The 23,955-nt window shown below is 68.9% G+C and carries 22 protein-coding genes; 5 read left to right on the top strand and 17 right to left on the bottom strand.

Features of this window, described 5'->3' with window-relative positions:
* Positions 1-20: 20 nt before the first annotated feature.
* Positions 21-281: a hypothetical protein gene (locus ABT304_RS04210; protein ID WP_350713473.1), complete on the bottom strand. Its 261-nt coding sequence runs from the start codon at positions 279-281 to the stop codon at positions 21-23.
* A gap of 468 nt (positions 282-749) precedes the next feature.
* On the opposite strand from ABT304_RS04210, the gene ABT304_RS04215 reads away from it, so the two are divergent.
* Both ABT304_RS04215 and ABT304_RS04220 read left to right on the top strand, forming a co-directional pair.
* A complete protein-coding gene (locus ABT304_RS04215) occupies positions 750-923 on the top strand; it encodes a hypothetical protein (RefSeq protein ID WP_160025706.1) in 174 nt (57 codons plus the stop codon).
* A 161-nt stretch (positions 924-1,084) separates the two neighbouring features.
* On the top strand, positions 1,085-2,350 hold the full coding sequence (locus ABT304_RS04220; protein ID WP_350713474.1) for an MFS transporter: 1,266 nt from the start codon (positions 1,085-1,087) through the stop codon (positions 2,348-2,350).
* 19 nt (positions 2,351-2,369) lie between these two features.
* Here ABT304_RS04220 and ABT304_RS04225 read toward each other — a convergent pair whose 3' ends face one another.
* From ABT304_RS04225 to ABT304_RS04285, 13 genes are all read right to left on the bottom strand, one after another.
* Complete coding sequence (locus tag ABT304_RS04225) at positions 2,370-3,245, bottom strand: 1,4-dihydroxy-2-naphthoate polyprenyltransferase (RefSeq protein ID WP_350713475.1); 876 nt, start codon at positions 3,243-3,245, stop codon at positions 2,370-2,372.
* 125 nt (positions 3,246-3,370) lie between these two features.
* Positions 3,371-4,657: a multiple monosaccharide ABC transporter permease gene (gene mmsB / locus ABT304_RS04230; RefSeq protein ID WP_350713476.1), complete on the bottom strand. Its 1,287-nt coding sequence runs from the start codon at positions 4,655-4,657 to the stop codon at positions 3,371-3,373.
* A 6-nt stretch (positions 4,658-4,663) separates the two neighbouring features.
* Positions 4,664-6,196, bottom strand: a complete 1,533-nt coding sequence (mmsA, locus tag ABT304_RS04235; protein WP_160025710.1) for a multiple monosaccharide ABC transporter ATP-binding protein — start codon at positions 6,194-6,196, stop codon at positions 4,664-4,666.
* 80 nt (positions 6,197-6,276) lie between these two features.
* The gene (gene chvE / locus ABT304_RS04240) at positions 6,277-7,341 is read right to left on the bottom strand and encodes a multiple monosaccharide ABC transporter substrate-binding protein (RefSeq protein WP_350713477.1); all 1,065 of its coding nucleotides are present in this window, start codon (positions 7,339-7,341) and stop codon (positions 6,277-6,279) included.
* 259 nt (positions 7,342-7,600) lie between these two features.
* Positions 7,601-8,221, bottom strand: coding sequence for a maltokinase N-terminal cap-like domain-containing protein (locus ABT304_RS04245; RefSeq protein WP_350713478.1), 621 nt, complete (start codon positions 8,219-8,221; stop codon positions 7,601-7,603).
* A 17-nt stretch (positions 8,222-8,238) separates the two neighbouring features.
* On the bottom strand, positions 8,239-8,547 hold the full coding sequence (locus ABT304_RS04250; RefSeq protein ID WP_160025713.1) for a DUF4229 domain-containing protein: 309 nt from the start codon (positions 8,545-8,547) through the stop codon (positions 8,239-8,241).
* Positions 8,544-9,545: a c-type cytochrome biogenesis protein CcsB gene (ccsB, locus tag ABT304_RS04255; RefSeq protein ID WP_350713479.1), complete on the bottom strand. Its 1,002-nt coding sequence runs from the start codon at positions 9,543-9,545 to the stop codon at positions 8,544-8,546. The genes ABT304_RS04250 and ccsB overlap by 4 nt, the downstream gene beginning before the upstream one ends.
* Positions 9,542-11,128, bottom strand: a complete 1,587-nt coding sequence (gene resB, locus ABT304_RS04260) for a cytochrome c biogenesis protein ResB (RefSeq protein ID WP_350713480.1) — start codon at positions 11,126-11,128, stop codon at positions 9,542-9,544. Before resB ends, ccsB begins: the two co-directional genes overlap by 4 nt.
* Positions 11,125-11,883 carry a cytochrome c biogenesis CcdA family protein gene (locus ABT304_RS04265; RefSeq protein WP_160025716.1) on the bottom strand — a complete coding sequence of 253 codons (759 nt, stop codon included), beginning with the start codon at positions 11,881-11,883 and terminating at the stop codon, positions 11,125-11,127. The genes resB and ABT304_RS04265 overlap by 4 nt, the downstream gene beginning before the upstream one ends.
* Positions 11,880-12,458, bottom strand: a complete 579-nt coding sequence (locus tag ABT304_RS04270; protein ID WP_350713481.1) for a TlpA family protein disulfide reductase — start codon at positions 12,456-12,458, stop codon at positions 11,880-11,882. Before ABT304_RS04270 ends, ABT304_RS04265 begins: the two co-directional genes overlap by 4 nt.
* Positions 12,459-12,492: 34 nt before the next feature.
* Positions 12,493-13,170: a histidine phosphatase family protein gene (locus ABT304_RS04275; RefSeq protein WP_350713482.1), complete on the bottom strand. Its 678-nt coding sequence runs from the start codon at positions 13,168-13,170 to the stop codon at positions 12,493-12,495.
* Entirely contained in the window at positions 13,167-14,492 is a 1,326-nt protein-coding gene (gene hemL / locus ABT304_RS04280) for a glutamate-1-semialdehyde 2,1-aminomutase (protein WP_350713483.1), read from the bottom strand. The genes ABT304_RS04275 and hemL overlap by 4 nt, the downstream gene beginning before the upstream one ends.
* A gap of 43 nt (positions 14,493-14,535) precedes the next feature.
* Positions 14,536-16,317 carry a LamG-like jellyroll fold domain-containing protein gene (locus ABT304_RS04285; RefSeq protein WP_350713484.1) on the bottom strand — a complete coding sequence of 594 codons (1,782 nt, stop codon included), beginning with the start codon at positions 16,315-16,317 and terminating at the stop codon, positions 14,536-14,538.
* A 227-nt stretch (positions 16,318-16,544) separates the two neighbouring features.
* On the opposite strand from ABT304_RS04285, the gene ABT304_RS04290 reads away from it, so the two are divergent.
* On the top strand, positions 16,545-17,141 hold the full coding sequence (locus ABT304_RS04290; RefSeq protein ID WP_160025720.1) for a TetR/AcrR family transcriptional regulator: 597 nt from the start codon (positions 16,545-16,547) through the stop codon (positions 17,139-17,141).
* 78 nt (positions 17,142-17,219) lie between these two features.
* Positions 17,220-19,256 carry a galactose-binding domain-containing protein gene (locus ABT304_RS04295; protein WP_350713485.1) on the top strand — a complete coding sequence of 679 codons (2,037 nt, stop codon included), beginning with the start codon at positions 17,220-17,222 and terminating at the stop codon, positions 19,254-19,256.
* On the opposite strand, the gene ABT304_RS04300 is transcribed toward ABT304_RS04295, so the two are convergent.
* Genes ABT304_RS04300 through ABT304_RS04310 form a run of 3 tightly spaced genes read right to left on the bottom strand, consistent with a single transcriptional unit; the run spans position 19,244 to position 23,262 of the window.
* Positions 19,244-20,641, bottom strand: coding sequence for a GH1 family beta-glucosidase (locus tag ABT304_RS04300; RefSeq protein ID WP_350713486.1), 1,398 nt, complete (start codon positions 20,639-20,641; stop codon positions 19,244-19,246). The genes ABT304_RS04295 and ABT304_RS04300 overlap by 13 nt on opposite strands.
* Before the next feature lie 10 nt (positions 20,642-20,651).
* Entirely contained in the window at positions 20,652-21,899 is a 1,248-nt protein-coding gene (locus ABT304_RS04305) for an MFS transporter (protein ID WP_350713487.1), read from the bottom strand.
* Positions 21,886-23,262, bottom strand: a complete 1,377-nt coding sequence (locus ABT304_RS04310; protein WP_350713488.1) for a GH1 family beta-glucosidase — start codon at positions 23,260-23,262, stop codon at positions 21,886-21,888. The genes ABT304_RS04305 and ABT304_RS04310 overlap by 14 nt, the downstream gene beginning before the upstream one ends.
* A 68-nt stretch (positions 23,263-23,330) precedes the next feature.
* On the opposite strand from ABT304_RS04310, the gene ABT304_RS04315 reads away from it, so the two are divergent.
* Positions 23,331-23,954 carry a TetR/AcrR family transcriptional regulator gene (locus tag ABT304_RS04315; protein WP_350713489.1) on the top strand — a complete coding sequence of 208 codons (624 nt, stop codon included), beginning with the start codon at positions 23,331-23,333 and terminating at the stop codon, positions 23,952-23,954.
* Position 23,955: the final 1 nt, after the last annotated feature.

Below are 23,955 nucleotides of genomic sequence, written 5' to 3' on the forward strand. Positions count from 1 at the left end.
GTTAGCTAACGGGACCGGGTTCACCCCTTGAAGAGACCAGCCATCCACTGACCGAGGTCCGTGGCGTTGTTGCCCACGGCCAGGCCGAGGACGCCGAGACCGATGATCAGGCCACCGACGATGGTGACGGCCTTGGAGATGTTGCCGCTGCGGGCAGCCCACAGGACCGTGACGCCCAAGATCAGGACGACGAGCGTGATGATGTTGTCGGTGATCCACTCTGCCAAGCCGCCGGTGCCATACTCGGCGGCTTGTGTCTGAATCAACTGGTGCGGTGCCATTGTTCTGCTCCCTTTCCCGAGGTGAGGTGTGGTTGCCGGATCCGTCCGGAAGTATTCGGTTGTCCCGGCCGGCGCAGCCCCATGCGGCACCGGTGGGTGGGGGCGCCTTGCCCCTCCCGCGGGCTGACGCAAACTCCCGGGCATCGGCATTCTGGACAAACGCCACCGCCATGTGAGACGAGCGTAGTCGCCAGACCGCCGTAGCGCACCTCGTTCCACCTGACGACACGTGCACACCGCGCGCGTACCAGCACTCGATGGACCGCGTCACCCGGCCGTCATGCCGCCTACCGGACCGCTGCGCACGACACTGTCCCGCTCAGCGGTCTCCTTCGCCGTAATCTTGCGAGGGGAGGCTAACTTCGGGGAATCTATATCCCGGAGCAACCTCGCGAGTTTCGCGCGCTTGCGTCCGGATTCGCGAATTCACTCCACATTCAATCGGATTTCTCGGGAGGACGAGCTCACATGGACAAGAAGAAGATCTTCATCGTCATCGGCGCCCTGTTCGTCGGGTTCTGGCTGTTCACCGATCCGCAAGGGCTGACCAGCACGATCTCCGCAATCGCCGGCGGCATCTGGGGCGTCACCACCGACGTCTTCGGCGGCGTGATCGGCACGATCGAGGGCTCCACCCGCTGACCTCGGCCGCAACCTCCGTCGACGCACGGGCGTCGGCGCGATGGACTCCTTTTTCCTCGCTGCCCGGTTTGGGGACCGTTCAGCACAGAAAACTGTTTGACGTCGAACCAGGCGATGACAAGACTGCGCTTGTCTCGATGTCAAGATAGTTTGGAGTCGTCTTGTCCCCTCACTTCATCCGGTTGAGGGACAAGGTCCTCTCAGACGACCCGCTCATCCGGGCGATGTCGTACCAGTCGGTGCTCTCGGCCTTCGCCGAAGGCACCTTTCTCACCGGTTCGGCGGTCTTCTTCACCCAGATCGTCGGCCTCTCCGCCGCACAGGTCGGCCTCGGTCTCACGATCGCGGGCGCTGCAACCTTCTTGTTCGCCGTCCCCCTGGGCCGACTCGCGGATCGCCTCGGCACCCGGTTCAGCTGGATCGCCGGTGCCGTGCTCCAGGCGCTGCTGTTCGGTGCCTGGGTGCTGGTCGGCAACTTCGCCGCGTACGTCGCCGTCGAGGTGCTCCTCGCGCTCGCGTCCTCCTGGCAGAAGTCGGGCCGTGACGCCTACCGGATCTCGGTCTTCCCCGCAGCGACCCGGGTCCGCTCGTTCGCCTACATGCGTGCCGCCCGCAACGTCGGCTACACGCTCGGCGCGCTGGCCAGCGGTCTCGCCCTGGCCGCCGACTCGAACACCCTGATCAAGGCCATCCCGGTGCTGACCGCCGTGGTGCTGCTGGTCAACGCGTACTGGATCTCCCGCCTCCCCCGTCTCGCCACCGCTGCCTCGCCCGGCGACCTGAAGCCGGACGTACGCGACCGCCTCGGCGCCCTGCGCAACCGCGCGTTCCTCGCGACGACCTTCTTCGACGGCGTGCTCGGCACCCATCAGGTCCTGCTCAACGTCGTCATCCCGCTGTGGCTGGTCCAGGAGACCGACGCTCCACGGGTGCTGCTGGCATGGCTGTTCGGCACCAACACCGTCATGGCCGTCGGGCTGCAGGTCATCGCCGCCCGTGGCGTCACCGACGTGACGACATCCCTCAAGGCCCAGCGCCGCGGCGCGCTCTGCTTCCTGGCCTCCTGCGCGATCATCGCGGTCACCCACGACACCGTCGGCCTGATCACGATCGCCCTCGTCTGGATCGGCCACGTGACCGTCACCGGCGCCGAGCTCTTCCAGTCCGCCGGCGAGTGGGGCCTCATCGCCGACCTCTCCGACCCAGAGCACCGTGGCGACTACCAGGGTGCCGCCCAGGTCGGCTACACCCTCGGCACCGTCTGGGCCCCCGCGGCGTACACCTTCCTGGCCATGGAGCTCGGCCACCTCGGCTGGGCCATCATCGCCGGGATCATCGTCATCGCCGCGATCGGCGTCCACCCCTCCGCCCGCGCCGCCGAGCGCTACCTCGCCCGACGGACCCAGCCCGTCCCCGCGTCGGCGTAGCGCCGTCGCCGGAGGGCGCTCAGACGAACAGCAGAGGTACGCCGACGAGCAGGCCCCACACCAGCGTGGCCAGCCCGGTCTGCTGGAGGACGGGGATGAGGCGCGGGCCGAGGTTGGCGCGGTCGAGGACGGTGCGTACTCCCTGAGCGGCGACGGCGACGAACCCGAGACCGAGCAGCGCCCACCAGGACGTCGTCAGGGCCACGAGCACGACCGAGACTGCGGCGACGGCCACGAGGGCGACGTAGAGCCAGCGGGTGCGCGCGTCGCCGAGGCGTACGGCGAGGGTGATCTTCCCCGACTCGGTGTCGCCGGGGATGTCGCGGAGGTTGTTGGCGACGAGGAGGGCGGAGGTGATCGCGCCGATCCCCACGCCGGCCCACCACGCGCCCCACTCCCAGGTCTGCGTCTGAACGAAAGTCGTGCCGATGACCGCGACGAGTCCGAAGAAGACGAAGACCATGACCTCGCCGAGGCCGGCGTAGCCGTAGGGGTGGGATCCGCCGGTGTAGTACCAGGCGGCGATCATGCAGACCAGGCCCACGACCACCAGCCACCAGGCGGACGTCACCGCCAGCACCAGGCCGGCGACCGCGGCGATCCCGAACGCGATGAACGCGGCGCGCTTGACCGCGGCCGGCGTCGCGAGGCCGGAGCCGGTCAGCCGCAGCGGCCCCACGCGCTCGTCGTCGGTCCCGCGGATCCCGTCGGAGTAGTCGTTGGCGTAGTTGACCGCGACCTGCAGCGCCAGGGCCACCACGAGGGCGAGCAGCGCCTTCCACCACACCAACCCACCGGCGTACGCAGCCACTCCTGTGCCGGCGATGACCGGCGCGAGCGCCGCGGGGAGGGTGCGAGGACGGGCTCCCTGGAGCCACTGAGCGGTGTTTGCCACCCCGCTATTCAACACCGACGGCTCGTTGCAGGTGTCGCGGGGATGTGACCCCACGCCGCCCCCGAAAACCCAGCGACCCCTGCCCGGGGGGAGGCAGGGGTCGCGGGGTGGGGGTGGGGGATGGATCAGGTCTTCGGGGGATCGTTGGAGTCGACGCTCAGCTCGGCCTCCATGGCCTCGATCTCCTCGGCCAGCTTGTCGGGCGGCGGAGCGCTGGGCTCGGCAGCCTCGGCGCCGGCACCACCGGAGCCGGCCGTACGGCGCTTGTTCCACACGTCGAAGGCGACGGCGAGCAGGAGCACGAGGCCCTTGATGGCCTGCTGCCAGTCGATGGAGACACCGAGCAGCGACATGCCGTTGTTGAGGACACCCATGACGAGACCACCGATGATCGCGCCGACGACGGTGCCGACACCACCGGTGACGGCCGCGCCACCGATGAAGGCGGCGGCGATCGCGTCGAGCTCGAAGTTGACGCCGGCCTTGGGGTTGGCCGCGGTCAGGCGGGCGGTCGTGACCAGGCCCGCGAGACCCGACAGCAGCCCCATGTTCATCATGACCAGGAAGTCGACACGCTTGGTGTTGACGCCGGACATCGTGGCCGCGTCGACGTTGCCACCGATCGCGTAGACGTGCCGGCCGAAGACGGTCTTGTTCATGATGAACGTGTAGACCACGATCAGCCCGGCCAGGATCAGCCCGACGATCGGCAGCCCGCGCGCGTCGGCGAGCAGGTACGCGAAGTACATGATCACGATCGTCAGCAGCGCCAGCTTCACCACGAAGAGCGGGAAGGGCAGGACGTCGAAGTTGTACGCCATCTGGGCGTTGCGGCGACGCACCTCGAGGAAGATCAGCACACCGACGGCGGCCACCGCGATGAGGAGCGTCAGGTTGTGGAACCCGGTGTCCGGGCCGACCTCGGGCAGGAAGCCGTTGCCGATGGCCTTGAACTGCTCCGGCAGACCGCCGACGGTCGCGCCCTTGAGCACGACCAGCGTCAGACCGCGGAAGAGCAGCATCGAGGCCAGCGTGACGATGAACGCCGGGATCCCGACGTACGCCACCCAGAACCCGTGCCAGGCGCCGATGGCAGTGCCGATCAAGAGCCCCAGGAAGACGGCGACCCACCAGGGGAAGTCGTACTGGGTCATCATGATCGCCGCGGCGGCGCCCACGAAGGCGGCCACGGAGCCGACCGAGAGGTCGATGTGACGCGCCACGATCACGATCACCATGCCGATGGCGAGGATCAGGATCTGGGCGTTCTGGACCACCAGGTTGGAGACGTTGAGCGGCTTGAGCAGCACGCCCTCGGTCGAGATCTGGAAGAGGATGACGATCGCCGCCAGAGCGATGATCATCCCGTACTGGCGGACGTTCCCGCGCAGCGTGTTGAGCAGGGCATTCATCGGGGGTTACTTCCTCGCGTCCGCGGTCATGTAGCGCATCAGGGACTCCTGGGTGGCCTCTGAGCGGTCGAACTCATGGGTGATCACGCCCTCGGCGAGCGTGTAGATGCGATCACACAGTCCGAGCAGCTCGGGCAGCTCGGAGGAGATCACCAGTACGCCGCGACCGCTGCGGGCGAGCTCCTGGATGATCCCGTAGATCTCGTACTTGGCGCCGACGTCGATGCCTCGGGTCGGCTCGTCGAGGATCAGCAGCTTCGGGTCGGTGTACATCCACTTGGACAGCACCACCTTCTGCTGGTTGCCGCCGGAGAGCTTGCCGACCCCGGCGGTGATCGAGGGCGCCTTGATGTTGAGGTTCTTGCGGTAGCCCTCGGCGACCACGACCTCCTTGTGCTCGTCGACGACGAGCCCGGAGCGCAGCTTCTTCAGCGCCGCCGCGGTGACCGAGGTCTTGATGTCGTCGATGAGGTTGAGCCCCAGGCCCTTGCGGTCCTCACTGACGTACGCGATGCCGGCATCGATCGCCTGGGTGACCGTGTTGAGCTGCAGCTCCTCGCCGTCCAGCACCAGCGAGCCGGAGGTCCGGGAGCCGTAGGAGCGTCCGAAGATCGACCGCGCGAGCTCCGTACGACCCGCGCCCATCATCCCCGCGATGCCGACGATCTCGCCGGCCCGCACGGACAGGTTGGCCTGGCGGATGACCTCACGGTGGCTGTCCTGCGGATGCATGACGGTCCAGTCGCGCACCTCGAAGAGGACGTCCCCGATGGAGGGGGTGTGATCGGGGAAGCGGTTCTCGAGGTCGCGGCCGACCATCCCGCGGATGATCCGGTCCTCGTCGACGCCACCGCTGGCGACGGACAGGGTCTCGATGCTCTGGCCGTCGCGGATGATGGTGATCTCGTCGGCGATCTGCTCGATCTCGTTCAGCTTGTGGCTGATCATGATCGAGGTGATCCCCTTCTCCTTCAGCCCCTCCAGGAGCGCGAGGAGGTGCTGGGAGTCGTCGTCGTTGAGGGCGGCGGTCGGCTCGTCGAGGATGAGCAGCTTGACCTCCTTCGAGAGCGCCTTGGCGATCTCGACCAGCTGCTGCTTGCCGATGCCGAGGTTCTTCACCGGCGTCAGCGGGTTCTCCCGCAGGCCGACCCGCGCGAGCAGGTCGATCGCCTCGCGGTTGGCGCGGCCCCAGTCGATGATGCCGCGCTTGGCGGTCTCGTTGCCGAGGAAGATGTTCTCCGCGATCGAGAGCTCGGGGATGAGGGCGAGCTCCTGGTGGATGATCACGATGCCGGCGGCTTCGCTCTGCCGGATGTTGGCGAACTTGGCGGTCTCGCCCTCGAAGACGATGTCGCCGCTGTAGGTGCCGTGGGGGTAGACCCCGCTGAGCACCTTCATCAGGGTGCTCTTGCCGGCGCCGTTCTCACCGCAGATCGCGTGGATCTCACCGCGGTTGACGACGAGGTTGACGTCGGCGAGCGCCTTGACGCCGGGGAACTCCTTGGTGATGCCGCGCATCTCCAGGATCGGTGAGGTCATGTGGTGGTTCCTGCTATCTGGCCAGGTGACGGCGTGGGCCCGGTCCGGAGGGACCCGGGCCCACGCCGCGTACGTGGGCGCTACTTGATCTCGTCGGCGGTGTAGTACTCGGAGTCGACGAGCACCTTGGTGACGTCGTCCTTGGTGACCACGACCGGGTCGAGGAGGTAGGACGGAACGACCTTCTCGCCGTTGTCGTAGGTCTCGGTGTCGTTGACCTCGGGCTCCTCGCCCGCACCGACGGCGACGATCATGTCGACGGTCACCTTGGCGAGCTCGCGGGTGTCCTTGAAGATCGTGGAGTACTGCTCACCGGCGTTGATCGACTTCACCGACTGCACCTCGGCGTCCTGACCGGTCACGACCGGGAGGTCGGCGGTGGTGTAGCCGTTGCCCTTGAGCGCGGCGATGATGCCGAGCGAGAGGCCGTCGTAGGGCGAGAGCACGCCCTGGACCTTCTTGGAGGCGTACGTCTTGGTGAGGATGTCCTCCATGCGCTTCTGCGCGGTGGCGGGGTCCCAGCGCAGGATCGCGGCCTGCTTGAAGTCCGTCTGACCGGAGGGGATGACGATCTCGCCCGACTTGATCAGCGGCTCGAGCACCGACATGGCACCGTCCCAGAAGAAGGTGGCGTTGTTGTCGTCCGGCGAACCACCGAAGAGCTCGACGTTGTAGGGGCCCTCGCCCTTGGCCTTCAGGCCCTCGACGAGCGAGGTGGCCTGCTGCACGCCGACCTGGAAGTTGTCGAAGGTCGAGTAGTAGTCGACGGCCTCGGTGTCGCGGATGAGGCGGTCGTAGCTGATCACCGGGATGTCCTGCGACTCAGCGGTCTCGAGGACCTCGCCGAGCGCGGTGCCGTCGATGGCCGCGACCACCAGGACGTCGACGCCCTTGGTGACCATGTTCTCGACCTGGGAGACCTGGGTCGGGATGTCGTCCTCGGCGTACTGCAGGTCGACCTTGTAGCCCTCGGCCTCGAGCTGCTTCTTGATGTTGTTGCCGTCTGCGATCCAGCGCTCCGAGGACTTGGTCGGCATGGCTACGCCGACGGTGCCCTTGTCGCCCTCGCCGCCGTCGCCGCCGCCGCATGCCGCGAGGCCGAGCGCAAGCGCTGCCGCGGTGATCGTGGTGAGTACCTTGCGCACTTACCTGCTCCATTTCATCTACGGCCGCGTCGGTAGGCCTACGCGCCGCTGTCGGGGGGTGCCGGGAGATCGGCGCACGGGCCGGCTCCCAGGTGAGTGACATCACAGATGTGAACGCTCACATCGAGACAATGTGCCTCGTCATGTCCGAATGCGTCAAGTGCAGGACGCCGATGTTTCCGACTCGTGACTTACGGGAGGCTCCGTTGATCATCTGCGCTACACAGCGGACTCACAGACAAGCCCGGAGGCCGTCCCGTCACAGGTGACGTACGCCGACCAGCGCCCCAGCGCCGTCTGGCCAGGTGACCTGGATCGACTCCGCGCCGTCGGCGTCGGAGCCGTCGACGACCCGCTTCACGACGATCGCGAAGCTGCCCGCGTCCACACGGGTGTCGGCACCGTGGGAGCGGATGGTGACGCCGTCGAAGTGCGGCACCGCGTTGCGCGACCACGAGCCGGTGCCGGTCGCGGTCACGACGCTCTCGCGACGATCCACCAGGCGTCCCCGGTCGTAGACGTCCATCGGCTCCTGGGTCGCGCCGGTGAGCGCGGCCGTCAGCAGGGCCCGGACCGCCACCGCGTCGGCGGTGGCGTCGTAGACGTAGCGCGTGCCCAGCGCCGAGTGCTCGGTGGTCGCCATCAGAAAGTCCTCGGCGCCGTCGAGGGGCGCCTCGCGGTAGGAGACCGGGAGGTGGACGACGGACTCGCCGACCTCGAGGAGCACACACTCGATCCCGACCCGTCCGGCCGGGTCGTCGAACCGGTAGGAGCCGATCGTGCCGGTCAGGTCACCCTCGCACCACGTCCGGGTGGCGAGCCAGGCGCCGAAGATCTCTTTCTTCGATGGGGTGAGCGTGGCCTTGTGAACGATCGACATGACCGTTATCTACCAGTTCAGGACACCTTGTGGCTATCGCCTTCGCCGTTCGAGGTGGTGTCGGTCTCGGAGTCGATCTCGGCGTCCTCCTTGGCGCGAGCGGCCTCGACCGCCTTCGCGGCCCGGGCCTCGACCTTCTCGGCGAAGGCCCGCCGCTGCGGGTCGAGCACGAAGAAGGAGAGCACGCCGCTGATCACGAACGCCAGGATCACCGAGAAGAAGATGTCGACCTCGCCCGCGACGAGCGACCAGATGCCCGCGACGATGCCGAAGGTGGCGACCAGCGACAGCAGCCGCAGGCCGGTGTAGATCCAGAACTCTTTCATCGTGAGGCTCCCTCGGTGAGCTCGACGACCGCCGGGGCTGCGGGCGCAGCGTACGAGTGCTGCGAGGTCGAGGAGAAGTAGTTGATGCCGATGAAGTTGAACCACAGCGTGGCCAGCCCGATCAGCGCGACGATCGCGGCCTTCTTGCCCTTCCACCCGGCGGTCGCGCGGGCGTGCAGGTAGCCGGCGTAGACGACCCAGGTGATGAACGCCCAGACCTCCTTGGGGTCCCAGTTCCAGTAGGAGCCCCAGGCCTCGTGTGCCCAGATCGGTCCGGAGATCAGCACGCCGAAGGTCCACACCGGGAACGCGAAGGCGTGGATCCGGTAGGAGACCCGGTCGAGGTTGTCGAGGTCGGGCACCCGCGCCAGCAGAGCCGCGTCGGGGAAGCGCGCCTTGAGGAGGTACGCCGCCGAGGCGATGCCGCCCAGCGTGAACCCGCCGGTGGCGATGATGGCCGCGATGACGTGGATGACGAGCCAGTAGGAGTTGAGCGCCTCGGTCAGCGGCGCGACCGGCTCGTAGAGCCCGACCACGGCCAGCATCAGCACCACGACGGTGAAGCCGAGCACCCACGGCGCCATCCAGGACAGCTTGAGCCGCCGATAGAGAGCGACGTACGCAGCGGCCACCACGAACGAGCCGGAGATCGTGAACTCGTACATGTTGCCCCACGGCACCCGGTTGGGGTCGGCGGCCATCCCCCGGCCGACCAGCGCGAGCAGGTGACACACCACCGCGATCGCGGTCAGCAGCAGGCTGAGGCGTCCGAAGAGCGCGGCGCGCTGCTCGCGTACGGCAGCGGCGGGGTTCTCCGGGGCATCGGTCTCGTCGGCCGGGGCACCGGCGCCGACGAGCTCCTTCTCCGCGACCGCGGCCCGGGCGCGCGACTGCCAGGCCGACCACTCGACCAGCGCGCACAGCAGCGCCAGGAAGTAGACGACGCCGGCGGCCGTGATGGCCTGGTTGCTGAGTACGCCCCAGGTGTGGTCAGTCATCGGTTCTCCTCCTGTGTTCGCGCGCCTCGTAAGGTCTCCGCAAGGCCGGTGACGACGGCTGCGGTGTCTCCACCGCCGGAGCGGTCGAGGGCGGCGATCTCGACCAGTGTGCGCCCATCGACGCGGCGGGCGCGAACCCACACCCGTCGCGGGCGGATGAAGAGGGACCCGAGCAGCCCCACGAGGGCGAGGGAGACGCCGAGGAGCGCCCACTCCTTGCCGGGCGACTTCGAGATCTGCACCCGGTTCCACTGCTGGACGTCGTCGAAGGAGATCGACCCCAGTCCGTCGGGGAGCTCGGCCGTCTCCCCGAGGCGCAGGTTGAACGCCTTGCCGGTCTCGTCGGGCGACATCATGTTGGCCTTGGAGGTGTCGAGCGCGTAGACCGACTGGGGCCCGGCGTCGAGGTTGAGGTCGCCCCGGAAGCCCTGCAGCGAGAGCATCGCGTGCGACCCGTCCCCGATGTCGCCCATCAGGTTGACCGGCTCACCGTCGACCGTGCCCTCGAACGGGTAGAACAGCCCCTGGAAGCCGAGCTCCTCGGGCGAGGCGTACGGCGCCTTCACGACGCCGAAGGAGAGCAGGTTCTGGCTCTGCGGGAGGAAGATCGTCGGGCCGGAGTAGGCCACGTCGCCGTTGCCGTCGCGCACGGTGATCACCGGCGCATAGCCGTGGGCGAGCAGGAAGACGTCGGTGCCGCCGATGGTCAGCGGGTGGTTGACCCTGAGGTCATAGCTCTTCTCCTCGCTCGACCCCGTGGTGTAACGGATCTTCGAGTTGAACCCGCGCGCGGTCCCAGCGCCCGCGCCGGTGCTCAGCCACTCGGCCTTGAAGTCGTCGATCTTGAAGGAGAAGTCGTCGAGGTCCTCGGGGGCGAAGAGCGAGCCCGGCTTGAAGTCGTCGTACTGCGACAGCTCGTTGGCGAAGCCGTACTCCTCCCCCACCAGCACGATCACGCCGCCCTTGTAGCCGAACAGGCTCCCGGTCGCGAACGCGACCAGCACGATGATCAGCGACATGTGGAAGATCAGGTTGCCGGCCTCGCGCAGATAGCCCTTCTCGGCCGAGAGGGACTCGCCGTCTTCGTCCTTCCGGATGCGGTAGCCGCGCAGCTGCTTCCGCGCCGCGGCGAGCACCTCGGCGGGCTCCTCGTCGGTGACGTACGTCGTGGAGTCGGGCAGCCGGGTCAGCTTGGCCGGCGTCGCCGGCGGCTCGGCCCGCATGGCCCGCGCGTAGACGACGCACCGCGGGATGATGCAGCCGACCAGCGAGACCATCAGCAGCAGGTAGATCGCCGCGAACCACGGCGTCGAGTAGACGTTGAAGAGCCCGAGCTTCTCGTAGATCGGCGTCAGCGTCGTGTGCGCCTCGCGCCACTGGTCCGCCTTGAGCGAGTCGACCCCGTCCTGCGGGATCAGCGACCCCGGGACGGCCGCGAGCGCGAGCAGCAGAAGCAGGATCAGTGCGGTACGCATCGAGGTCAGCTGACGCCAACCCCAGCGGGCCAGCTCGCGGGCGTTCAGCTCACCCGGGCGGCGTACGGCTTCGTTCTTCTCATGGTCGGGAGCAGAGGTGGTGCTCACAGTGCGATGCCCTCCCAACGCTGAACGAGCTGGACCTGCAGCCACTGGACGCCGTTGTCCCACCAGCCGGTGAGCATGGCGACGCCGATCAGGATCATCAGTACGCCGCCGATGATCGTGATCGCGCGGGTGTGCCGGCGGAACCAGGTGAGCGCGACGGTGGCCTTGCGCCACATCACCGCGACGAGGATGAACGGGATGCCGAGCCCGAGCGCATAGACGGCGAGCAGCAGGCCACCGCGGGCGGCGGTGCCCTGGTCCCAGGCGAGGCCCGCGATGACGCCCAGCGTCGGTCCGGTGCACGGGGTCCAGGCCAGCCCGAAGAGGAAGCCGAGCAGCGGCGCCGCGGCCAGGCCGACCGCCGGGACCTTGTGGAACTTCAGGTCGCGCTGCAGCAGCGGGATGAAGCCCATGAACGCGATCCCCATGATGATCGAGAGCACGCCGAGGACCTTGGTGCCGGTCTGCTGGAACTCGAGCAGCTTGTAGGCGATCCCGCCCACGGTGATGCCCATCAGGACGAAGACCACCGAGAACCCGGCGACGAAGAGCAGGGCGCCCGCGAGCATGCGGCCGCGGCGTACGTCACCGGAGGCGAGGTCGGCGCCAGACAGGCCGGTGGCGTAGGAGAGGTAGCCCGGGAGCATCGGCAGCGTGCACGGTGAGACGAACGAGAGGAATCCGGCCAGCAGCGCGACCGGGATGGCCAGCATCAGCGACCCGCTCCCCGCAGTGCTTGCGAACCAGTCCGTCATGCGGAGCCCTCTTCTGACTTCCCCGCCGAGGAGATCATCTCGTCGAGCGTACGTGCCGACGGGATCTCGCCGCGGATCAGCGCGGCTACGCGCCCCTCGGGGTCGAGGATCGCGGTGGCCGGAATGGCGCGCGGCGCCAGCGAGCCCTTCAGCGCGAGGACGGCGGCTCCGTCGGGCGAGTAGACCGACGGGTACTCCACGCCGTAGTGCCGCTCGAAGGCCAGTCCCTGTGCGGCCGAGGCGTCCCGGGTGTTGAGCCCCACGAAGGCGACCTCGTCGCCGAGCTCCTCGTAGGCCGCCTGGAGCATCGGCATCTCCTTGCGGCACGGCGCGCAGCCGGTCCACCACACGTTGAGCACCGTGACCTTGCCCCGGGTGTCGGCCAGGTCGAAGGGCTTGCCCTCGAGGGTCTCGCCGGTGATTTCGACCGGCTCCCCGCGATCGGCGACGGGGATCTCCTGGGTGCGGCCGTCACCGGAGATGTAGCCGGCTTCGTTCGTGCCGGTCTGCCCGCAGGCAGCAAGCAGCCCCACCATGACCACGGTGAGGAGAAGACCGCCAAACCTGTAACGCACGCCCAGGACTCTGCCTAACAAAACTGAGAGACTTCTAATCTTCCGAGTCGCCGGCCGAGAACGGCGCGTACTTGTCCTTCGCCGGCAGCATGTCGCCGGCCGGCTCGCTGTAGGAGAGTGCGACGAACTCGTCGTCGACGAAGTGCAGCGAGGTCAGCGAGCACAGCGCGCACTGGCGGCGGCGCGGGTCGTGCAGGAAGCTGCGGCCCTCCACATGGAGCCGGGTGGTCCAGATCGGCAGCTGGTGGGAGACGATGACCGCCTCGTGGCCCTTCGCCTGGTCCCGGGCGTCGTGGATCGCGGCCATCATCCTGGCCACGATCTCCAGGTAGGGCTCGCCCCACGACGGCTTGAGCGGGTTGAGCAGCTTCGGCCAGACCTTGGGATCCTTCAGCGGCCCCATGCCGTCCTTGAAGCTCTTGCCGACGAAGAGGTTCTCCGACTCGAGCACCCGCTCATCGAGCGAGATGTCGACGCCGAGCGCCTTCGCCAGCGGGCCGGCGGTCTGCTGAGCGCGCTCGAGCGGGCTGGAGATGACGTGGGTGATGTCCTGCCCGCCGATCCGGTCGGCGACCCGCTCGGCCATCCGCAGGCCGAGCTCGGAGAGGTTGTACCCGGGCCGGCGCCCGTAGAGGATCCCCTCCGGGTTGTGCACCTCACCGTGGCGCAGCAGGTGAACCGTGGTCTCGATGCCATTTCCCTGGGACGTCATGCCTTCACCTTTACAGCAGCCTCGGCGGCGTACGGAATCGCCTCCGTGATCTGGGAGATCGCCCGCTCGTCGTGGGCGGAGGAGAGGAACCAGGCCTCGTAGGCGCTCGGCGGCAGGTAGACGCCCTGGTCGAGCATGGCGTGGAAGAAGGCCTTGTACGCCGCCTCGTCGGTGGTCTTGGCCTCGTCGAAGTCGCGCACCGGCTTGTCCGTGAAGAAGACCGAGAACATCGTGCCGGTCGACTGGATGACGTGCGGGAGACCGACCTTGGTGAAGCTCTCCTCGATCGCCGCCTTCACGACGTCGGCGGCCCTGGTGATGTGGTCGTAGACCTCGTCGGTGGCCAGCCGCAGGGTGGTCAGGCCGGCGGTCGTCGCGACCGGGTTCCCGGAGAGCGTGCCGGCCTGGTAGACCGGCCCGTCGGGGCTGAGCGATCCCATCACGTCGGCGCGGCCGCCGAAGGCCGCCGCCGGGAAGCCGCCACCCATCACCTTGCCGAAGGTGACGAGGTCGGGCGTCCAGCCCTCGGGCTTGCCGTCCAGACCCCACTGCCCCTGCTTGCTGGCCCGGAACCCGGTCATCACCTCGTCGGAGATGAACAGGGCGCCGTTCCTCGTGCAGGTCTCGCTGAGGAACTGGTTGAACCCGGGCTCCGGCGGCACGATGCCCATGTTGCCCGGCGAGGCCTCGGTGATCAGGCAGGCCACCCGGCCGGCGTACTCCTCGAACGCCGCGGTGACCGCGGCTCGGTCGTTGTACGGCAGCACGACGGTGAGCTCGGTGCTGCTCTCGGGGACGCCCGGGGTGCCGGGGATCGCGTGGGTGACCAGCCCGGAGCCGGCGCTGGCGAGCAGCGAGTCCACATGGCCGTGGTAGTTGCCGGCGAACTTCAGGATCACGTCGCGCCCGGTGAACCCTCGTGCCAGCCGGATGGCCGACATCGTCGCCTCGGTACCGCTGCTCACGAACCGCACCTTCTCGACCGGGGCCCGCTCGACGATCGCCTCGGCCAGCTCGACCTCGGGGGTGGTCGGGGTCCCGTAGGACGTGCCCCGGGTGACGGCCTCCAGGACCGCGGCCTGGACCTCCGGATGGGCGTGGCCCAGGAGCATCGGGCCCCAGGAGCAGATCAGGTCGACGTACTCGTTCCCGTCGACGTCGGTCAGCCACGCCCCCTTCGCCTCCCGGATGAAGCGCGGCGTCCCGCCCACCGCGTTGAAGGCGCGCACGGGCGAGTTCACGCCGCCCGGCGTCACGGCCTTCGCGCGGGCGAAGAGCGCTTCGGATGCCGCTGCGGACAGGGGTGCGATGTCGTGAGGCACCCGGTCATTCTCTCCGAGGCGCCTCCGAAACCCCATTTCGGCCTCAGCCGACCGCAGTTGCAGCCCCCGGGGGCAGCCCCGGATCGGCGTTGAAGATGTCGTTGGCATCGAGCGCGCCGGCGTACTGCCACACCCCGACGAGGTCGCCGGCAAGCGGCGCAGTCGGCCCGGCGAGATCAGCTGTCGTGGACCCGTTGCCGACCTCGAACCTGCCCCGAGCAGTCCACGGAGCGCTGAACGACGCTTCCGGCGTCTCACCCTCGGTGCTGCCGTCGCCCCAGACCGGCGGGAACCCGTTGAGGTAGATCTCGATCTGCCGACGTTCGGCGTTGTAGACGCCGATCACGACATTGACCTCCTCCGGCGTCCAGACGTCCGCACGCACCTCGGCGAACTCGGCGTCGGTGCTGTCGCCAGCGGCCATACGGAAGTAGAACTGCCCACCCGTACCGTCGCTCTTGACGCGATAGCCGAGGGTCCAGGCAGCCGCGTTCTCGCCCGCTTGCTGGGCGATCACTCCCGGTCGCGTCGGATCGGTGAGGCGTACTGAGGAGGCGACCGAGAACGAAACGGCCGAGTCCGTCACCGGATGACTCAGTGTGAGGCGCTGCTCGGGCGCGCCCGGCAGTGCCAGGACCCCACCGGGGAGGTACTGGTCGCCGGCGCCGTCGACCTGAAGCCGGGCGTCGAAGGAGCGATCGGTCAGCACGCCCGACTCGACGGTGTCGTCGCTCACGCCGAGATTCCATTCGGCGGCCATGCTGGTCGCGTACCCCGTGTTCGTCTCGAGGGCCACACGCTCGGCGATCACGGAACCGGAGGCCGCGTTGTCCCAGATCCCGACCTCGTCCACCATCGCCGTCGCGCAACCTGGCCCGGTGGTCGACGCGCTACCGCAGCCCAGCGTCCAACTGGCGCTGCCCCAGGCTTCCGAGGCGTACGTCACGCTGGACCGCGCCACCCCGTTCACCCAGAGTGTGAGCTCGTCGAGAGAGGCCCGATACGTGGCCGCTAGGTGCGTCCAGGTGCCCTGGCCACCCGCGGCCGATGCGAGCTCGGCGCTCGTGGCCGAGCGCCGTCCGGCGACCCAGCTGCGGGTGATCGCGTCGTACCCGATCTCGAGCGCGTTGCCCTCCGGAGAGGTCGCCGAGACCAGGGTCATCGACTCGGCGGCATCGACGTGCGCCCACAGCGCAACGGTGAAGTCTGCGGCGGTCGAGATCTCTGATGTCGCAGTCGCAGGCTCCCCCGCCTCGAACCGCAGGCCGATGTCGTTGCGACCGAGCGGCGACGTCGCCGCGCCTCCGAGGCTGAGATCAGCGACCGCGGGATCCTGGCCGGTGTTGGCGCCGGGGGCGTTCGGGTCGTCGAAGGACCAGTCCACCTGGGGAGCGTTGCGGGGCACATAGAAGGTATAGGTCGCCACGGAGCCCCACAGATCGGCCTTGTCGTGGGCCTGGACGCTCACCGTCCGAAGCCCGGACGCGGCCGGCGTGAACGAGATCGAACGAGGCTGGCCGGCCCTGGTCGCGACGGGCTCGCTCCACCCCGACGGCTCACCTTCGGCGGCGCCGACGACGGACCATCGGTACGCATCCACATCGACGTCACCCTTGGCGGCTTCGAACCGGAAGGTGCCCGTCTCGCCTACGTGGTTGCCGGTGTGGGGACACACCGAGTCGCATTCGGGGAAGTCCAGGCTGGACACGACCGGAGCCAGCGGAGCGGGGTCGAGGGGCGCCGCCATCGCGGCTCCCGGACCGAACGACGCGGCGACCAGTGCCGCACCGAGAGCAGTGACGAAGAGCGACGACGCGCGACGCATGGGAACTCCTGACTCCAGAGAAACGAAAGGGGCGAACCGGTCCCGAGGCGGCGCAGCGCATGGAACGTACCAACGCCCAAGCCGAAGTTTCTTTGCTTTGGTCCTGCTGTTCCCGATCCGTGACACCACGGTTACCCATCCGGACGATCCCCGGGCCTGGCGTCCTGGTCAATCGTCTTGGTCGCGTACGCTGACGACATGCGCTTCCCGATGACGAGAGACCTCTGATGGCGCGCGTCTCAGCCGACGTACGTCGCGAACGCCTGGTCGAGGCCGCGATCCGGGTGATGGTCCGTGACGGCGTCGCCAAGACCACGACGCGCTCGATCGTGGCGGAGGCCGACATGCCGCTCGGGGCCTTCCACTACTGCTTCCGCTCCAAGCAGGAGCTCCTGGAGAACGTCATCGAGGCGATCACCGGGCACACGCTCCAGCTGGCCCTGGTGGAGATGCGCGGGGAGGAGTCGTTCGAGGAGAAGCTCCAGGCGGCGCTCAGGGCGTACTGGCAGCACGTCATCGCCAACCCCGACGAGCACCAGGTGACCTACGAGCTGACGCAGTACGCCCTTCGTCAGCCGGGCCTGGCCACGGTCGCGCGACGTCAGTACGAGACCTACCTCGAGGCCAACACCCAGGTCCTCACCGTGCTCGCCGAGTCCACCGGGGTGACGTGGGACCAGCCGATCCCCATGCTCGCGAGATACCTCACCGCCAACATCGACGGCCTCACCCTGCTGTTCCTCAACGAGGGCGACGCCGAGGCCGCCGGGGCCGCGCTCGACTTCGCCGCGGCGCACGTCGCATCGATGGCCAGATCGGCGTAGTCACCGGCATCTGGACCGTTGACCCGGTCATGCGTCCAACTCTAGGATGCGGCGTACGTCACGCACCCTGGAGGCACTGTGAACGCCATCCGCTCGCTGCTCTGTCTCGTCCTCATCGGCTTCGTGGCGTTCGCCCCGCCAGGCTGGTCGTCGCCGCCGGACCAGTGGTGGGAGCCTGCCGACCGGCCGGTGCCCGACTCCCAGGTCAACGTCACCGGCAGGCCGTTCACCGGCACCGACGCCACGGGTGACGTACGCGGCTTCGCCGACGTCCACAACCACCTGATGACCAACGAGGCGTTCGGGGGCGAGCTGGTCTGCGGCAAGCCGTTCTCCGACGCCGGGGTCGCCGACGCGCTCGAGGACTGCTCGGCGCACTACCCCGACGGCTCCGGCGCGCTGCTGGAGAACCTGACCGGCGCGGAGCCGGACGGCAAGCACGTCCCGGTGGGCTGGCCGACCTTCAAGGACTGGCCCTCGTACCGCACGATGTCGCACCAGCAGAACTACTACGCCTGGCTGGAGCGGTCCTGGCGAGCCGGCCAGCGGGTCCTGGTCACCGATCTGACCAGCAACGGCGTGATCTGCTCGATCAACCCCAACCGCGACCGCGGCTGCAACGAGATGGAGTCGATCCGCCTTCAGGCGGAGAAGACCTACGACCTGCAGGACTTCGTCGACAGGATGTACGGCGGCGAGGGCAAGGGCTGGTTCCGGATCGTCACCGATCCCGCCCAGGCCAAGCAGGTCATCGAGGACGGCAAGCTCGCCGTGATCCTCGGCGTGGAGACCTCCGAGCCGTTCGGCTGCAAGCAGGTGCTCGACGTCCCGCAGTGCAGCAAGTCGGGTATCGACCAGGGCCTCGACGAGCTGCACGCCCTCGGCGTACGCAGCATGTTCCTGTGCCACAAGTTCGACAACGCGCTCTGCGGCGTGCGCTTCGACTCGGGCACGACCGGGACGATCATCAACGTCGGCCAGTTCCTCTCGACCGGCACCTTCTGGCAGACCGAGAAGTGCCGCGGCCCGCAGCACGACAACCCGATCGGCAACGCAGCCGTCCCCGAGATCGAGGAGAAGCTGCCCGCGGGCACCGAGGTGCCGACGTACGACGGCGACGCGCAGTGCAACACCCGCGGCCTCTCCCGACTCGGCGAGTACGCGATGCGCGGGATGATGCAGCGCGGCATGCTCGTCGAGCTCGACCACATGAGCGTGAAGGCCACCGGCCGCGCGCTCGACATCCTCGAGTCGGCCGACTACCCCGGCGTCATCTCCAGCCACAGCTGGGCCGACCTCGGCTGGGCCGAACGCGTCTACGGGCTAGGCGGCTTCATCGGTGAGTACATGTTCGGGCCCGAGGAGTTCATCGGCGCCGCCGGACGGACCGAGGCGCTGCGCACCGAGTACGACAAGGGCCTCGGCATCGGCACCGACTTCAACGGCCTCGGCTCCCACCCCGCTCCCCTGGGTGCCGACGGACCCAGCCCGGTGACCTATCCGTTCCGCAGTGTCGACGGCGGGTCGACGATCGACCGGCAGGTCACCGGCGAACGGGTCTGGGACGTGAACACCGACGGCGGAGCCCACGTCGGCCTGGTCCCGGACTGGATCGAGCAGATCCGCCGACTCGGCGGTACGGAGGCCGCCCAGGACCTGATGGGCGGAGCCCAGTCCTACCTCGACACCTGGGGTGCCGCATCCGGCTACACGCCGCCGGGCAACCTCGCGGCCGGATCGCGCGCCACGGCGAGCTCGTCGGAGTGGAGCGCCTTCACCAGCTTCGCACCGGGCCGCGCCATCGACGGCGACACCGGCACCCGCTGGGCCAGCGACTGGAGCGACGACCAGTGGCTCGGCCTCGACCTGCGCAGCGAACGGACCGTGGGCCGCGTGGTCGCCGACTGGGAGAGCGCCCGTGCTGCGGCGTGGAAGGTCGAGGTCTCCTCGGACGGCACGACGTGGCGCACGGTGTGGTCGACCGACACCGGGAAGGGCGGGATCGAGACGGCGACCTTCGAGCCGACCACCGCTCGCTACGTACGCATCCACGGCGTCAGCCGCGCCACCCGCTACGGCTACTCCCTGTGGGAGGTCGGCGTCTACGACCGCTGACCCGCGAGGGCGGCAATGAGCTCCTGGTACCAGCGGAACGAGTCCTTGGGAGTACGCCGCAGCGTGTCGTAGTCGACGTGCACGAGCCCGAAGCGCTCGGCGTACCCCTCCGCCCACTCGAAGTTGTCGAGCAGCGACCACGCGAAGTAGCCGCGTACGTCCACGCCCGCGGCGATCGCGTCGGCAACGGCCCGCAGGTGCGCGTCGTGGTAGTCGATCCGGCGCTGGTCGTGCACTCCGCCGTCGGCGGCGACGGTGTCATGGAACGAGCATCCGCTCTCGGTGACGTAGACCGGCGGCAGCGCGTCGGCGTACCGCTCGTGGAACCGGGTCAGGATCTCGGTGAGCCCGTCGGGGACGATCGCCCACCCGAAGTCGGTGGTCGGTACGCCGACGAGCTGGCGCGGCTCGAACGGAAGCCCCTCCGGCATGATCGCGCCCTCGAGCGCCGGGCCGTGGTCGCCACCAGATCCGGGGGCGCCGACCAGCACCGGCTGGTAGTAGTTGATGCCGTACCAGTCGAGCGGCGCCGAGATCACCTTCAGGTCCTCCGCCACAGGTCCTGGCATCATCGAGGTGATCAGCTCGTCGGGGTACTCGCCGCGCAGGATCGGGTCGGAGAAGAGCCAGTTGGTCAGCGTGCCGAACATCTCGGCCGCGTCCCGGTCCTCGGCCGAGTCCGACGCCGGCCGGGCGGGCTGATGGTTGGACGCGATGCCGATGTTGCTCGCTCCGGCCGCCCGCAGCGCGGAGACGGACAGGCCGTGGCCGAGCAGCAGGTGATGAGCCACCGGCAGCGCGTCGAAGCCGAGCGCCTGACCGGGAGCGTGGGTGCCGAGCGCGTGCCCGAACATCGTGACCACGACCGGCTCGTTCAGCGGCATCCACATCGAGACCCGGTCACCGAGACGCTCGCCGACGATCGCGGCGTACTCGGCGAGACGGAGCGAGGTGTCGCGGTTGAGCCAGCCGCCGGCGTCCTGCAGAGCCTGCGGCAGGTCCCAGTGGTAGAGCGTCGCGGCCGGCTTGATGCCCGCCTCCAGCAGCCCGTCGACGAGCCGGTCGTAGAAGGCCAGCCCCTCGGCGTTGGCCGGCCCGGAGCCGGTCGGCTGGATCCGCGGCCAGGCGATCGAGAACCGGTAGGCGTCCACGCCGAGGTCCTTCATCAACGCGATGTCCTCGGGATACCGGTGGTAGTGGTCGCACGCGACCGCCCCGGTATCGCCGTTCTTGATCCGGCCCGGCTCCGCGCAGAACGTGTCCCAGATCGACGGCCCGCGGCCGCCCTCCTCGACGGCACCTTCGATCTGGTACGACGCGGTGGAGACGCCGTAGACGAAGTCGGTGGGGAGCTGCAGGCTAGGCAGTTCAGGGTGGGTGGTCACGAGTTGTCTCCTATCGAACGGACTTGATCCGGTAGACCAGGACGGCGCCGGTCAGCGTCACTCCGGCGGCGACGGCGTACAGGGTGGAGTAGCCGCCGAGCACGCTCACGATCGGCGCAGCCACGACGGGAGCGAGCACCTGCGGCAGCGAGTTGGCGATGTTGACGACGCCGAGGTCCTTGCCGCGGTCGATCGCCTCGGGAAGTACGTCGATCATCAGCGCGAGGTCGACCGAGGTGAACACGCCCATGCCGAGACCGAGGACGGCCACGCCGATGATCGCGGCTGTCCAGGAGTGGAAGCCGGCCAGCGAGAGGGTGCCGGCTGCCATCACGACGCCGGCGACGGTCACGAAGATCCGGCGGCGGTCGAACCGGTCCGAGAGCCATCCGCCGGCGACGACCGTGACCAGCAGAGCGAGGGAGTTGACCGCCGAGAGCAGGAAGACGCCGGCTTCGGGGTTCTCGTGGTGAACCGCGTCGTCGAGGTAGAAGAGCAGGTAGACCAGCCCGATCGCGAACCCGAGGTTCATCAGGAAGCGGGTGAGCCACGCCCAGGCGAAGTCGGGGTGCAGGCGAGGGCTGATCCAGAAGCCGCGGAGGAACGTTCCCCACGAGAACGACGGCCGGTCGGCGGGGTCGAGAACCAGGTCGCGGCGCATCGCGACGTACGGCGCGCTCGCGATCACCAGGAAGACCGCGCACGCGAGGTAGCCACCGACGATCCCACCCGCAGCGGCCGCGAGCCCGGCGCCGACGACGGCGCCGACGGTCTGGGCGAGGCCGAGGAAGCCGCCGATCGTGCCGCGCTGCTGGTGCGGCGCATGGTCGGGTACGGCGGCGGTGATCGCCGCGAAGTTCGCGTTGAGGGCGATCTGGGCCAGGCACCATCCGATGGCCACCACGACGAGGTTCGGCGCGAAGGCCAGCAGCACCAGGCTGGCCACGCCGCCACAGATGCCGAGGACCGTCCACGGCAGGCGGCGGCCGAAGCGCGACGTCGTCCGGTCCGAGAGCGCACCGAAGACCGGGTTGGCGACCGTCGAGCAGAGCGCGCCGATGCCGACGACCCAGGCGAGCGCGGCCTCCTTGTCATCACCGGCGAACCGCTCCGCCTGCATCCCGAGCAGGGTCAGGATCGGGCCGAACCATGCGGTGAACAGTCCGACGTTGGCCAGCGAGATCGCGGCCACCCAGGACGTGGGGGCCGGCTCGGCCGGCTCGTCCAGCGCCGACAGAGTGAGCTCAGAGCTGGTCACGTTGGGCCCCGATCAGCTGCTGGTACCAGGAGTAGGAGTCCTTCGGCGTACGCACCAGGGTGTCGTAGTCGACGTGCACGAGGCCGAAGCGCTGGGTGAAACCCTGGGTCCACTCGAAGTTGTCGGTCGGCGACCAGACCCAGTAGCCACGGACGTCCGCACCCTCGTCGATCGCCTGGTGCACGGCGCGCACATGCGCGTCGAGATAGTCGATCCGGCCGTCGTCGTGGATCCTGCCGTCCGGACCGGGTTCCTCGGTGCCGGGCTGCTGGGAGGTGCCGTTCTCGGTGACGATCAGTGGCGGCAGGCTCTCGCCGTACCGCTCGGTCAGCGTCAGCAGGATCTCGCGCAGGCCGTCGGGGCTGATCTCGCCGCCGAGCCCGGTCTTGGGCCCGTCGACCTCGACCGCCCGGAACGGCATCTCCGCCGGGATCTCGTGCTCCTGGATCAACGACGGCTCACCGGTCGGGGCTGCGACTCGCTGCGGGCTGTAGTAGTTGACGCCGTAGAAGTCGAGCGGGGTCGAGATGACCTCGAGGTCTTCGGCGACCGGACCGGGCATCCCCTCGGCATACCCCTCAGGGTAGCGGCCGAGGAGGATCGGGTCGCCCCAGATCCAGTCGGTGAGGTCAGCGCTGAAGGCTGCCGCGGCGAGGTCCTCCGGACTGTCGGAGGCGGGCCACGTCGGTGCGTGCGGGTTGGCGGTGCCGACGCTGCGGCCGCCGGCCGCACGGATCGCCTGGACGCTCAGCCCGTGGGCGAGCAGCTGGTGGTGGACGGTCGGCAGCGACTCGAAGAGCAGCTCCTGCCCGGGGGCGAACCCGCCGATCGCGTAGCCGAGCAACGAGAGCACCACCGGCTCGTTGAGCGGGATCCAGTACGCCGCGCGGTCGGCCAGCCGCTCGGCCACGACCGCGGCGTACTCGCCGAAGCGGAGCGCGGTGTCTCGGTTCATCCAGCCGCCGGCCTCCTCGATCGGCAGCGGGGTGTCCCAGTGGTAGAGCGTCGCGGCCGGCTTGATGCCCGCCTCCAGCAGCCCGTCGACGACCCGGTCGTAGAAGTCCAGGCCCTTCGCGTTGACCTCGCCCGACCCGGTCGGCAGGATCCGCGGCCAGGCGATCGAGAACCGGTAGACGTCGGCGCCCAGGTCGCGTACCAGCGCGATGTCCTCGGGGTAGCGGTCGTAGAAGCCGGCACTGGTCGCCGGCGTCGATCCGTCGGCGATCCGCCCGGGCTGCTCGCAGAACACGTCCCACGTGGACCGTCCCCGCCCGTCAGCGTCGAGCGCACCTTCGGTCTGGTACGCCGAGGCGCCGACACCCCACTCGAAGCCAGGAGGGAATCGGGGCAGCGGCCGGGTCATGGCCATGACGATAACGCCAATACCGAATAGCCGCTAGGTTTTCGTTTGGGCCACCTAGACTGCGGAGCATGTCCAGCCGAGCCCGTGGTCCTTACGCCAAGTCCGCCGAGCAGCGGCGCCGGATCCTCGACGTGGCGCAGGACGTGTTCGGGCGCCGCGGCAGCCACGGAGCGTCGCTGCGCGAGATCGCCGACCTGGCCGGCATGAGCCAGGCCGGGGTGCTGCATCACTTCGGCTCCAAGACGGGCCTGCTGATGGCCGTGCTGGAGGAGCGCGACCAGACCTCGCGCCAGCAGGCGGACTCCGGCGCCACCTGGGACGAGCAGGCCCAGGTGGCGCGGAGCATGTTCGAGCGGGCCATCGCCGACCGCGGGCTGACCCAGCTGTTCACCACCGTCACCGCCGAGTCGATCGTCCCGAGCCACCCGGCCCACGACTTCACCGTGGCCCGCTACCGGCGTACCGTCGCCGAGTTCACCGCAACGCTGACCGAGGCCGCACCGGCCGAGGTCGAGCCGGCCGCGGCACCCGCCACGGACTTGGAGGCCGTCGCGCGCCTGGTGATGGCGGCCATGGACGGCCTGCAGCTGCAGCACCTGCTCGACCCGGACGCGAACGTGCTCGGAGCCTTCGACATCCTGCTCGAGGCGCTACCCCTCCTCGCCCGGCCTTCACCCGGTCCGACGGACTGAC

The sequence above is a fragment of the Nocardioides sp. NPDC000445 genome (genome assembly GCF_040300245.1).
In the GTDB taxonomy this organism is placed as follows: Bacteria; Actinomycetota; Actinomycetes; order Propionibacteriales; family Nocardioidaceae; genus Nocardioides.